This is a genomic window from Mesorhizobium sp. WSM4983 (assembly GCF_029625765.1).
Taxonomy (GTDB): domain Bacteria; phylum Pseudomonadota; class Alphaproteobacteria; order Rhizobiales; family Rhizobiaceae; genus Mesorhizobium.
In genome coordinates this window covers 1-12,571 of record NZ_JARTVM010000014.1, presented here as the reverse complement: position 1 = coordinate 12,571, position 12,571 = coordinate 1, and the positions used below count along the sequence as shown (strand labels likewise).

11 protein-coding genes are annotated in these 12,571 nt (G+C 64.0%); 7 read left to right on the top strand and 4 right to left on the bottom strand.

The window, feature by feature from the left end; genetic code table 11:
* Nucleotides 1-42 precede the first annotated feature (42 nt).
* Together P9254_RS26730 and P9254_RS26725 are read right to left on the bottom strand one after the other, a co-directional pair.
* Complete coding sequence (locus P9254_RS26730; RefSeq protein ID WP_067327871.1) at nucleotides 43-771, bottom strand: DsbA family protein; 729 nt, start codon at nucleotides 769-771, stop codon at nucleotides 43-45.
* 197 nt (nucleotides 772-968) lie between these two features.
* Entirely contained in the window at nucleotides 969-1,469 is a 501-nt protein-coding gene (locus P9254_RS26725; protein WP_067327870.1) for a DUF721 domain-containing protein, read from the bottom strand.
* Nucleotides 1,470-1,500: 31 nt separating this feature from the next.
* Here P9254_RS26725 and mutY point away from each other — a divergent pair, with 31 nt between their 5' ends.
* Both mutY and P9254_RS26715 read left to right on the top strand, forming a co-directional pair.
* On the top strand, nucleotides 1,501-2,634 hold the full coding sequence (gene mutY, locus P9254_RS26720) for an A/G-specific adenine glycosylase (RefSeq protein WP_127246399.1): 1,134 nt from the start codon (nucleotides 1,501-1,503) through the stop codon (nucleotides 2,632-2,634).
* Nucleotides 2,635-2,644: 10 nt separating this feature from the next.
* Nucleotides 2,645-3,256: an HAD family hydrolase gene (locus tag P9254_RS26715; RefSeq protein ID WP_095800287.1), complete on the top strand. Its 612-nt coding sequence runs from the start codon at nucleotides 2,645-2,647 to the stop codon at nucleotides 3,254-3,256.
* Between the two features lie 45 nt (nucleotides 3,257-3,301).
* Here the strand turns inward: P9254_RS26715 and P9254_RS26710 are convergent, their stop codons facing one another.
* Complete coding sequence (locus tag P9254_RS26710; protein ID WP_095800288.1) at nucleotides 3,302-4,435, bottom strand: site-specific DNA-methyltransferase; 1,134 nt, start codon at nucleotides 4,433-4,435, stop codon at nucleotides 3,302-3,304.
* Nucleotides 4,436-4,610: 175 nt separating this feature from the next.
* Here P9254_RS26710 and P9254_RS26705 point away from each other — a divergent pair, with 175 nt between their 5' ends.
* Nucleotides 4,611-5,300 (top strand): HAD family hydrolase, encoded by a 690-nt coding sequence (locus P9254_RS26705; protein WP_127323564.1) that lies wholly within the window; start codon nucleotides 4,611-4,613, stop codon nucleotides 5,298-5,300.
* A gap of 30 nt (nucleotides 5,301-5,330) precedes the next feature.
* On the opposite strand, the gene P9254_RS26700 is transcribed toward P9254_RS26705, so the two are convergent.
* Complete coding sequence (locus P9254_RS26700; protein ID WP_066997974.1) at nucleotides 5,331-6,074, bottom strand: hypothetical protein; 744 nt, start codon at nucleotides 6,072-6,074, stop codon at nucleotides 5,331-5,333.
* 128 nt (nucleotides 6,075-6,202) lie between these two features.
* Here P9254_RS26700 and thrC point away from each other — a divergent pair, with 128 nt between their 5' ends.
* From thrC to P9254_RS26680, 4 genes are read left to right on the top strand one after another with little or no spacing between them, the layout of a single operon-like run.
* Nucleotides 6,203-7,600 (top strand): threonine synthase, encoded by a 1,398-nt coding sequence (thrC, locus tag P9254_RS26695; protein ID WP_278057419.1) that lies wholly within the window; start codon nucleotides 6,203-6,205, stop codon nucleotides 7,598-7,600.
* 14 nt (nucleotides 7,601-7,614) lie between these two features.
* The gene (locus P9254_RS26690) at nucleotides 7,615-8,907 is read left to right on the top strand and encodes a M16 family metallopeptidase (RefSeq protein WP_066997977.1); all 1,293 of its coding nucleotides are present in this window, start codon (nucleotides 7,615-7,617) and stop codon (nucleotides 8,905-8,907) included.
* Nucleotides 8,908-8,923: 16 nt separating this feature from the next.
* Complete coding sequence (locus P9254_RS26685) at nucleotides 8,924-9,520, top strand: GNAT family N-acetyltransferase (protein ID WP_066997979.1); 597 nt, start codon at nucleotides 8,924-8,926, stop codon at nucleotides 9,518-9,520.
* 3 nt (nucleotides 9,521-9,523) lie between these two features.
* Nucleotides 9,524-12,412, top strand: a complete 2,889-nt coding sequence (locus tag P9254_RS26680; RefSeq protein ID WP_095830423.1) for an EAL domain-containing protein — start codon at nucleotides 9,524-9,526, stop codon at nucleotides 12,410-12,412.
* Nucleotides 12,413-12,571 lie beyond the last annotated feature (159 nt).

The window sequence follows — 12,571 nt, the reverse complement described above, 5'->3', positions numbered from 1 at the left end:
ACCAATATGCCGAAGCCAAGCAGCTTCGGCGCGGCCTGGACGTCAGAGCAGAGGGTCGATGATGGCCGACATTTCCTCAATCGACATCGCCCCTTTGTAGGTCTTTCCGTTGATGAAGAAGGTCGGCGTCGAGTCGACCTTGAACTCGTCCGCTCCGCGTTTCTGGACTGCTCTCACATCGTCCAGAAGCTTCTGGTCCGTCAAGCAGGCCTCAAATGACTCCTGTGTAAAACCGGCGAGCTTGGAAATCTGCAGCAGCGCTTCCTTGGTGTTGCTGACGCCGACCCAGCTCGGCTGCTGCTTGAACAACACGTCCACCATGGCGAAATAGTTGTCCTTGGCGCAGCGCGCCAGCATGAAGCCGGCCTCGGCGCTCGGGTCGAAGGGGAATTCGCGCAGGATATAGCGCACCTTGCCCGTGTCGATGTATTTCGACTTCAGCTCAGGGAAGGTTGTGTCGTTGAAATGCGCGCAATGCGGGCAGGTCATCGAGGCATATTCGACGATGGTGACCTTGGCGTCGTCCTTGCCGAGCTGCTTGTCGGGCAAAGCGCCGGGCTTGAGCAGTTCCGCCATGTCGACGGTGCCCTGCGCTTCCGGCACCTGAGCGGCCGCGGGCGTGGCAGGCTTGGCTGGCGTCGACGGATTGGCGGGCTTCACATCGGCCGCCTTTGCCTCTTCACCCGAGTCGCTGCACGCGGCAAGCAGCGCCACTGCCGGAACGGCGGCCAGCGTGGTCAGAAGGTTTCTGCGAGACAAAGAGCGGTTCATGCGAATCACCTGATATCGGTTGGATTTTGCAATGCAAGGGCTAGAAAAGGCGAGAGTTGGCGCGAATTAAGGCATCGGCATCCCCAATCCAATCGCCAAATTTTTCGGGCGCGATCACGAATATGCGATATTGACGACAATTTTGCAGCGCGCTCCACGACTTTTCCCGAAACCGCCGGAACTTTCGGGAGACATGCTCAGGGCTTTTTTTGTCCGAGGATGGTCGCGCCGAGCCGCTCGAGCGAAGCGCGCAAGCCATCATCCTCGATCTTGCCGACCGTTCGCGCCAGCTTCGATTTCTCGGCCTCGCTGAGCGGCCTCGGTTGTGGTTTCGGCCGCGCTTTCGCCGAAAGGACCGGCTTCTGCAGGATCTTGATGCGGCCTATGGCGTTGAAACCCAGGAAGGCGTTGACGCGGTTGATGACCTCGCCCGCCTCATGCTGAAGATGCAGCGCCGCCATGCCTTCGCAGGCAATGATCAGCACCGCCGGCTCGAACGGATCGTCCTCATGCAGGCGGCGCGGCCACTGGATCTTTTCCGGGCGCGAGTGGCTGGCCAGGCGCGGCCCGGCGATCTCTTCCCAGGACTGCACCAGTCCGATCGAGATGCCGGCGCGCTTCTTCAGGACAGGATCGAGGATCTCGGTCGCGAGATCGCTCACCGGAACGGGATTGCCGAAGGGCCTTTTCCCTGCCATGTGCGTTCTCCGATCCTAACTCACCCGATCAATGGCACCGCAAGACCAGACCCGCAAGGCCGCAGCCGAGAAGTGCGTATCCGGAGATAGCAGCATCGCCGTCCGCCTGCTTGCCTGGTACGACGCGCATCACCGCAACCTGCCCTGGCGCGTGACGCCGAGTGCGTTCTCGCGTGGGACAAAACCCGACCCTTATCGCGTCTGGCTCTCCGAGGTCATGCTGCAGCAGACCACGGTCGAGGCGGTGAAAGCCTATTTCCGGACGTTTGTCGAGAAATGGCCGACCGTCGAGGCGCTGGCGGCAGCGCCGGCCGAGGACGTCATGAAGGCCTGGGCCGGGCTCGGCTATTACTCGAGGGCACGCAATCTCAAAGCCTGCGCCGATCTCGTGGCGCAGCGGGGCGGCCGCTTTCCCGACACCGAGGCGGGATTGAAGGAATTGCCGGGCATCGGCGCCTACACGGCGGCCGCCATCGCGGCGATCGCCTTCGACCGGCCTGCCGCCGTCGTCGACGGCAATGTCGAGCGTGTCATCTCGCGGCTCTATTCGGTGGAGACGCCGCTCAGCGAGGCCAAGCCGGAAATCCGAGCGCTGGTCGAGAAGCTCGTGCCAGGTGCAAGGCCCGGCGATTTCGCCCAGGCGATGATGGATCTCGGCGCAACGATCTGCACGCCGCGGCGGCCGCGCTGCATGCTGTGCCCGCTGCGCGAGGATTGCAGCGCGATCCTGTCAGGCGATCCGGAGCGCTTTCCAGTCCGCCTGCCCAAGGGCGACAAGCCGCTCAGGCGCGGTGCTGCCTTTGTCGCCCAGCGCGATGACGGCGCCATCCTGCTGCGCAAACGGCCGGACAAGGGGCTGCTCGGCGGCATGACCGAGGTGCCGACCACGGCGTGGACGGCGCGGGCCGACGGCGCTACGACGGCGGACGCAGCGCCCATTTCGGCCGACTGGCGGCGCGCCGGGCGGATCGGCCATGTCTTCACCCATTTCGCGCTCGAACTCGACGTCTTCCATGCCCACATCAGGGGTGATGCGCCCAACGGGCATTTCTGGTCGCTAGCCCACGAAATTCCCGGGGAAGCGCTGCCCACCGTCATGAAAAAGGTAATCGAGGCAGCGATACCGGGCGCAACCAAAAAGCAAGCCCCGCTGCGCCCGCGTTGAAAGGACCGCAATGACTGACATCCGCCACATCGTGTTCGATATCGGCAAGGTGCTGATCCACTACGATCCGGACCTTCCGTTCAGCCGGCTGATCCCGGATGCCGAGGAGCGGAAATGGTTCTTCGACAATGTCTGCACCAGCGCCTGGAACATCGAGCAGGATCGCGGCCGCACCTGGCAAGACGCCGAGGCGCTGCTGATCGCCGAACACCCCGATCATGCCGAGAACATCCGCAACTTCCGCCGCTGCTGGCACGAGATGGTGCCGCATGCCTATGATGACAGCGTCGCCATCATGGTCGGCCTTATCGACAGGGGCCGCGATGTGACCATGCTGACCAATTTCGCCGCCGACACATTCGCCGAAGCCCGCCGGCGCTTCGACTTTCTCAATCGGCCGCGCGGCGTCACGGTCTCGGGCGAGATCGGCCTGATCAAGCCGGACCAAGCCATCTACGACCGTCACGTCGCATCCTTCGACCTGGAGCCGGCCGCCACACTCTTCATCGACGACAGCCAGAAGAATGTCGACGGCGCCAAGGCCGCCGGCTGGCAGGCGGTGCTGTTCACCGATGCCAAGGCGCTTCAAGCGGATCTTGAACGGCTCGGGATTGCGGCCTGAACTGAATCACTTGCGGCAATCGGTTGAGCTTTCGATTCAAGCGGATCAGCCGCCTGCCCGCTCCATTCCGAGGCGGGCGATGCGGCGCAATTCGTCGATCGGGGTGAGGCCGCCGCTGCGCTCATAGTGCCAGAAGGTCCAGCCGTTGCAGGCGTCCAAACCCTGCACCTCGGCGCCGATCTTGTGGATCGAGCCGGCGCTGTCGCCGATGGCCAGCGTGCCGTCGGCGCGCACCTTGGCCGCCCAGCGCTTCTTGGCGTCGTAAAGTGTGGCGCCCGGCGCCACCAGGCCGGTGTCGATCAGGCTTATGAAGGCGACGCGCGGCTCGGCGCGCTTGCCGGACAGCACGGTGAGGTCGGCCTCATCCAGCGGGCGCACGGCGGCGATGCGCTCATTGGCGGCATCGATGTAGGATTGCTCGCGCTCGATGCCGACGAAGTGACGGCCGAGGCGCTTGGCGACCGCACCCGTGGTGCCCGAGCCGAAGAAGGGATCGAGCACGACATCGCCCGGCTTGGTCGAGGCCATCATGATGCGGGCCAGCAGCGCTTCCGGCTTCTGCGTGGGATGCAGCTTGTTGCCGTTCTCGTCTTTCAGGCGCTCGGCGCCGGTGCAGATCGGGAACAGCCAGTCCGAGCGCATCTGCAAATCGTCATTCGAGGCCTTCAGCGCTTCGTAGTTGAAGGTGTAGCCCTTGGACTTCTGGTCGCGCGAGGCCCAGATCATCGTCTCATGGGCGTTCTGGAAGCGGCGGCCGCGGAAATTCGGCATCGGGTTGGTCTTGCGCCAGACGACGTCGTTCAGGATCCAGAAGCCGAGATCCTGCATCCTGGCACCGACGCGGAAGATGTTGTGGTAGGAGCCAATCACCCAGATCGTGCCATTGGGCTTCAGCACGCGTCGCGCGGCAAGCAGCCAGGCGCGGGTGAAGGCGTCATAGGCCTCAAAACTCTCGAACCGGTCCCAGTCGTCGTCGACGGCGTCCACCTTGGACTGGTCGGGCCGATGCAGGTCGCCGTCGAGTTGCAGGTTGTAAGGCGGATCGGCGAAGATAACGTCGATCGACTTTTCGGGCAGCCTGTCGAGGGCGGCGACGCAGTCGCCTTTGAGGATCGTGTCCAGCCATTCGGACTGCTGGGGAGCGTGGGAAAGCTCGTCGAGAAGACGCACGGCAGACATCAAAACACCCAAAGCACGCGTTACGATTTACTGGCCGTTATGGTTACCGATCAGCGTAAACATTCGGTGAAGGTCGGGCGAGAGCCTGCGCCACTGATTTGCGAACATCGGCCCATTGGTGTATGCCGCGCCGCTTGGGCCAGTCAGGCCATTTTCCTCCCAGCTTCGGATTGCCATGCCCCAGCCAGACCTTGTCATCTTTGATTGCGACGGCGTGCTCGTCGATTCCGAAATCATCGCCGCGCGCGTCGAGGCCGAGCTTCTGACATCGGCCGGATACGAGATTTCGCCGGAGGAGCTTGCCGAGACCTATGCCGGACTGACCTTCAAGGACATCCTGATGCGGGTCGAGGAGAAATCTCACCTTCCTTTTCAGGCCTCGCTGATCGACCGCGCCGAGGAACTCGTCGATCGCAAGCTGCGCAGCGACGTGCGCATCATTGACGGCGCACGCGAGGCGGTGGCGGCGGTCACCGCGCCGCGCGCCGTCTGCTCCAATTCACGCACCGAGCGGATCGAGTTCATGCTTGAAAAGGTGCGCCTGCTGCCCTTCTTCGCCGGCCGCATCTTTTCGGGGCTCGACATCCCCGGCAAGAAGACCAAGCCGGCACCGGACGTGTTCCTCTATGCCGCCGAACAGCTCGGCGCCAACCCGAAGAACACTTTCGTCATCGAGGATTCGGTGCACGGCGTCACCGGCGCCAGGACGGCGGGCATGCGCGTCATCGGCTTCACCGGCGCGGGGCACAGCTATCCCGGCCATGCCGACTCGCTGACCGAAGCGGGCGCCGAAACCGTCATCCGCCGTTTGGCGGAACTCGGCAGCACGATTGCGGCATTGTCGGAGTGGTCGGAGGACGCTTAACCGCGGAAGCGCGATTGGCGGCGAACCAGATCAGTTTGTCGCCGCCGCGGCGACGCGCTTCTTCCTCTTGGCCTTGGACTTGTCCGTCGCTGCCGGCGCGTTCTCGTCATAGCCGGCATAGGCTTGGTAGTCGCGGGCGGTCGGCTCCGGCACTACGACGTTGGTGTCGGTGAAGACGAACTGCGTCGCGGCAGACGGATCGGTGACCTGCACCTGATACTGATGAAGCTGCGAATAGAGCACGTCAGGCCCATGTTGGACCGCGATGCGGATCGGCATCGTCACGGTACCGGGCGTGAACAGCGGTCCCGGCACGACCTTGCCGGCCACCGCGATCTTCATCGTCAGCTGGCCGTTTTCGTGAGTGCAGTCGCGCGTCACGTCGGTGATCGAGGCCTGGTAAATGATCTTGGCGGGATCGCGATTGGGGTCGACGGGTTGACCGTTCGGTCCGGTCTGTGCGGCTGCGGCTGCCTCGGCTTCAGCGTCCGCCGCGGCATCGACTTTCTTTTTCTTCGTCTTGGCGGCGGCGCCCTTGGCATAGGTATTGAAGAAGGCGGTGCCGTCGCGCAGCGTCACTTTCGGGCAGTAGGCGCGCAACTGGCTGGCAAGCACCTTGGGGTCCTGCGGCGGTGGCGGCGCGGTCGGGTCCTTCTTGCTGAAGCCGAAGTTCAAAATGCCATTGTCGCTCGATTGGCAGCCTGCGGCGGCAAGCATAAAGCCGGTGAGCGCCAGACCCGCGACAACACGGCGGTTGACCGAATAAAACCTCATGAACTGCACTTCCCTCTCACAAAGCCGGTGACGTATATCAACGCCGCGGCGAAAATGCGACTGAGCCGGCTCGGAAAATTAACCAATTTGCCGTGGATGACGCGGCCGGCAGCAATGGGTTCTTGACGATGCAATATGTGAGTACCCGCGGGGATGCGCCCGTGCTTGGATTTTCGGACGCGGTGCTGGCCGGACTGGCGCGCGACGGCGGGCTTTACCTGCCGCGCGAATGGCCGCAGTTCTCGTCCGCCGATATTCGCGCCATGCGCGGCCTCGCCTATCCCGACCTTGCCGTCCGCGTCTTGACACCCTTCCTCGGCGGCGAGATCGCCGCACCCGTCTTCGAACGGCTGGTGCGTGAAGCCTACGCGACTTTCCGGCACGATGCGGTCTGCCCGCTGGTGCAGACGGGCAAAAACACCTTCATCCTCGAGCTCTTCCACGGCCCGACGCTGGCTTTCAAGGACGTGGCGATGCAGCTGCTCGCGCGGCTGATGGACCATGTGCTGGTCGAACGGGGCAACCGCGCGACAATCGTCGGCGCCACCTCCGGCGACACCGGGGGCGCGGCAATAGACGCCTTCGCCGGCCGCGACCGCACCGATATCTTCATCCTTTTCCCCAACGGCAAGGTCTCGCCGGTGCAGCAGCGGCAGATGACGACGTCGAGCGCGGCGAACGTCCATGCGCTGTCGATCGAAGGCAATTTCGACGATTGCCAGGGCCTGGTGAAGGACATGTTCAACGACCACGGCTTCCGCGACAGGGTGTCGCTGTCGGGCGTCAACTCGATCAACTGGGCCCGCATCATGGCCCAGATCGTCTATTACTTCTCTTCGGCGCTGGCGCTCGGCGCGCCCGACCGGCCGGTGTCATTCACCGTGCCGACCGGCAATTTCGGCGATATTTTCGCCGGTTATGCCGCCAAGCGAATGGGACTGCCGGTCGAGCGGCTGATCATCGCCACCAACGACAACGACATATTGGCGCGCACGTTTGCAAGCGGCGAATACCGCACCAAGGGCGTGTTCGCCACCACCTCGCCGTCGATGGACATCCAGGTGTCCTCGAACTTCGAGCGCCTGCTGTTCGAGGCGGCGGGCCGGGATGCCGCGACGGTCAGGCGCTATATGAACGGGCTGAAGCAGTCCGGCGCCTTTACCGTCGAAGCGGGCGAAATGGCGAGGATCCGTGCGGAGTTCGACGCCGGCCGCGCCAGCGTCGACGAGGTCGCGGCAACCATCCGCCAGACGCTTGAAGCGAGCAGCTATCTGCTCGATCCGCACACGGCCGCCGCTATGCACGTAGCGGCCGGCCATATGTCGGGCGCCGTGCCCATGGTGGTTCTCGGCACCGCGCATCCGGCCAAATTCCCGGCTGCGGTCGAGGCCGCCAGCGGCGTTACGCCAGCGCTGCCTGCCTGGCTCGCCGGCTTGATGACAGCCGACGAAAAGTACACCATACTTCCATCCGAGCTGAAAATGGTGGAAGAATACGTGAGCCGCCACACGCGGGCGGCCCGTTAGGGAGTAGTTGCCATATGGGTGTTGAGGTAAGCCGTCTGTCGAACGGCCTGACGGTCGCCACCGAAACCCTTCCAAGCCTCGAATCCGTTGCCCTTGGCGCCTGGGTCAAGTCGGGCGCACGCAATGAACGCGACGAAGAGCACGGCATGGCCCATCTGCTCGAGCACATGGCTTTCAAGGGAACGAAACGGCGCAGCGCCTTCGAGATCGCCTCGGAAATCGAGAATGTCGGAGGCGAGATCAACGCCGCCACCAGCGTCGAGACGACCTCCTACTACGCCAGGGTGCTTTCCGCCGACGTGCCGCTCGCGGTCGACATCCTGGCCGACATCCTGCAGGAATCGGAGTTCGATCCGGAGGAACTGGAGCGCGAGCAGCATGTGATCCTGCAGGAGATCGGCGCCGCGCACGACACACCCGACGACATCGTCTTCGACCGTTTCACCGAAACCGCCTTCCGCCACCAGACCATCGGCCGCTCGATCCTCGGCACGCCGGAGACGGTCAAATCCTTCACCTCCAGGCAGCTGCACGATTTCATCGAACGGCAATATGGCGCCGAGCGCATGGTGATCGTGGCCGCCGGCGACATCAAGCACGACAATTTCGTGCGCGAGGTGGAAAGACAGCTTGGCGGCTTCCGCGCCAAGGCCACCAGCAACATCCCGCAATATGCGCAGTATGTCGGCGGCGACTTCCGCGAGGACCGCGACCTGATGGATGCGCAGATCGTGCTCGGCTTCGAGGGCCGCGCCTACCATGTGCGCGACTTCTACGCCTCGCAGGTGCTGTCGATGATCCTCGGCGGCGGCATGTCGTCGAGGCTGTTCCAGGAAGTGCGCGAGAAGCGCGGCCTGTGCTATTCGGTCTATGCCTTCCACTGGGGCTTTTCCGACACCGGCATTTTCGGTGTGCATGCGGCGACCGGACAGAGTGATATCGCCAAGCTGGTGCCGGTCATCATCGACGAATTGCAGAAGGCCGGGGAAAGCATCCAGCAGGATGAGCTCGACCGCGCACGCGCGCAATATCGGGCCGGCCTCATCATGTCGGCCGAAAGCCCGGCAAGCCGCGCCTCGCAGATCGCCAGGCAGTTGCTGCTGTTCGGGCGGCCGATCGCCAAGGAGGAGTTGATGGAGCGGCTGGCGGCGCTGACGGTCGAGCGGCTGACCGATCTCTCCTCGCGGCTGTTCTCGACCAAGCCGACGCTGACGGCGGTCGGCCCCGTGGGGACGCTGGCGCCCTACGAGGCGATCCTCGAATCGCTTGCGGGCCCGCAGACGACGGCTCGCAGGCTCGCCGTCTAACCTTCGTTCCAAAGTCGTGTTCGCGCTTCCTTTCTTTCGCCGCGACCTGCCGGCACTGAAGGGCGAAAAAGTCACGTTGCGCGTGCCTTTGACCAACGATTACCGCGAATGGTCGACGCTGCGCGGCGAAAGCCGCGCCTTTCTGGAGCCATGGGAGCCGCGTTGGCAGCCTGACGAGCTCGACCGCACCGCCTGGCGGCTGCGCATCGGGCGCTACCGCGAGGACTATGCGCAAGGCACGGCCATTGCCTTCTTCATCTTCGAGAAGTCGAGCGGCAAGCTCGCCGGCGGCATCACGCTTGGCAACATCCGCCACGGTGTCGCGCAAAGCGGCCACATCGGCTACTGGATCGGCGAGCGCTTCGGCGGCCGTGGACTGATGACCGACGCGGTCAAGGTGGTGTCGCGTTTTGCCTTCGATACGCTGCGGTTGCACCGGATCGAGGCTGCCTGTATTCCCGACAACGCACGGTCGATCCGCGTGCTTGAAAAAGCCGGATTCCGGCGCGAAGGACTTCTCAGATCCTATCTCCGGATCAACGGCATCTGGCAGGATCACTACCTCTACGCCCGGATCGCGGACGATCCGCCGGGTGATGGAACGAAGGGCTGATATGTGACGACTTTTTCGCGAATCGCGTCGCTGTTCGCCCTCATCCTGGCGCTCTTCGTCACGCTTTCAGCGGTTGCGCCGGCATTGGCCGTCGAGCCGATCAAGATTGCCCGCGACGACAAGGCGCTCGACCTTTCGGGCGCAGTCGAGATCTACCGGAACCAGGGCGAGAATTTCCAGGTCTCGACCGCGCCCGGCCCCGACGGCATCGTGCGGCGCATCGAGGTTGAGGCCAATGACGCGCGCTCGACCGGCGACTGGGCGGTGTTCGCGCTCGCCAACACCACCGACCAGCAGCTCGATAGGCTGATCGTCGCGCCGCATTTCCGCCTGGTGAATTCCGGTATTTTCTGGCCCGATCTCGGCTCGACGCGCATCGCGGCGATCACGCCCAGCGAAGGCTTCGCGCTCGACCGCCAGACCAGCCCCGACGCCGATGTGTTCCGAGTGACGCTCAACCCCGGAACGGTCGTCACCTTCATCGCCGAGCTCGCCTCACCCAAGCTGCCGCAGGTCTATCTGTGGGACCCGGAATCCTACAAGGACTCGGTCAATTCCTACACGCTGTTCCGCGGCATCGTCATCGGCATCGCCGGCCTCTTGGCGCTGTTCCTGACCATCCTGTTCGTCGTCAAGGGAACCTCGATGTTCCCGGCCACCGCCGCGCTTGCCTGGGCGGTGCTCGCCTATATCTGCGTCGATTTCGGCTTCCTCAACAAGGTCATCGAAATCTCGCCCGGCAACGAGCAGATGTGGCGGGCCGGTACCGAGGTGGCGCTGGCGGGTACCTTCGTGGTGTTCCTGTTCGCCTATCTCAACCTCAACCGATGGCACGGCCATTTCAGCTATGGCGCGCTGGTCTGGATCCTCGGGCTGCTGCTGATTGCCGGCGTGGCCATCGTCGATCCGGCGGTCGCCGCCGGCATCGCCCGCATCTCGTTTGCCGCCACCGCGCTCACCGGCCTCGGCCTCATCATCTTCCTCGGAATTCGCGGCTATGACCGCGCGATCATGCTGGTGCCGAGCTGGGTGATGGTGCTGCTCTGGCTATGCGGCTCGTGGATGGCGATCACCGGCATGCTGGACAACGACATCGCCCAGCCGGCGCTCGGCGGCGGTCTGATCCTGATCATCCTGTTGATCGGCTTCACCGTTATGCAGCACGCTTTTGCCGGCGGCGCGCTGCACCAGGGCCTGTTTTCCGACCTCGAGCGCCAGGCGCTTGCAGTCGCCGGCTCGGGCGACATCGTTTGGGACTGGGACGTGCTGCGCGACCGCGTGGTGACCAAGCCCGACATCAGCCTGCAGCTCGGCCTTGCCCCTAACAGCCTTTCGGGCGCCGCCCGCAACTGGCTGCCGGTGCTGCATGCCGACGACCGCGACACCTTCCGCACAACGCTGGACGTGGTGCTGGAGCACCGCCGCGGCCGCGTGGCCCAGAATTTCCGCCTGCGCGGCGCCGACGGGCATTATCATTGGTTCGCGCTGCGCGCCCGCCCCGTAATCGGGTCGGATGGCGAGGTGATCCGCTGTGTCGGCACCATGGTCGACGTGACCGAGCAGAAGAAATCCGAGGAAAGGCTGCTGCACGACGCCGTGCACGACAACCTGACCGGCCTGCCTAACCGCGAGCTGTTCATGAACCGGCTGGAGGCGATCATCTCGATCGCCCGCACCGAGGACAAGGTGCGCCCGACCGTCTTCGTCATCGACATCGACCGTTTCAAGCAGGTCAATGACGGGCTCGGCATTTCGGCCGGCGACACCATCCTGCTGACCATCGCGCGCCGGCTGCACCGGCTCTTGAAGCCCAAGGATTCGCTGTCGCGCTTTGCCGGCGACCAGTTCGCGCTGATGCTGCTGTCGGAACAGGATCCGGCCCGCATCGCCGCCATGGCCGATGCCATCAAGCATGCGATCAACAATCCGATCACCTTTGCCAAGCGCGAGATCGTGCTCACTGCCTCGATCGGCCTGATCACCTGGACGACGGCGCAAACCTCGTCGGAGGACATGGTCAAGGACGCCGAGCTTGCCATGCATCAGGCCAAGCGTTTCGGCGGCGACAGGATCGAGCCGTTCCGGCCGGCCTTCCGCACCGTCGGCACCGACAGGCTGCAGTTCGAATCCGACCTTCGCCGCGCCATCGAGCGGCGCGAATTCACGCTCGCCTACCAGCCGATCGTGCGGCTGGAGGATGGCAGCGTCGCCGGCTTCGAGGCGCTGCTCAGATGGGATCATCCGCGGCGCGGCATGATCCCGCCGGGAGACTTCATCCCGGTGGCTGAGAATTGCGGCCTGATCGTGCAGCTCGGCCTGTTCGCCATGCAGCAGGCGGCCGAGGATCTGGCCGCCTGGCAGAAGCAGATCGGCGACGCGCCGCTGTCGGTTTCGGTCAACCTCTCCAGCCGGCAGCTCATCCGCCGCGACCTGGTCAGCGACGTGCGCTCCGTCATTGCGCGGGCCAACTTGAAGCCGCGCTGCTTCCGGCTCGAACTCACCGAATCGCTGGTGATGGACAATCCCGAGCAGACCGCGCATGTGCTGACCAAGCTCAAGCAACTCGGCATCGGACTGTCGCTCGACGATTTCGGCACCGGCTATTCATCGCTCTCCTACCTGACGCGCTTCCCCTTCGACACGATCAAGATCGACAAGAGCTTCGTCGACGACGCAACGCCGAAACGTGCGGTGCTGCTCAAGTCCATGGTCAACATGGCCCACGAGCTTGGCCTGTCGGTCGTCGCCGAAGGCATCTCCGACGAGAGCGACGCGCTGGAGCTGCGCCAGATGGGCTGCGAGTATGTCCAGAGCTTCATGTTCGGCGCGCCGATGCCCGGCGAACTGGTGCTGAAGACGCTGAGGGAGCAATACCCGCTCACGCAGGCTTAGAGCGTCGGACCATCAGATTGAATCGCGAAGGATTCCGCTGATGTAAGGTTTGTGATTCACTTCCTTGTGGAGGTGATTTGCTATGCCCAAGCCCTATTCGCTCGATTTGCGTGAACGTGTTGTGCGGTTTGTCGAGGCGGGCCATTCTCGGCGTGCGGC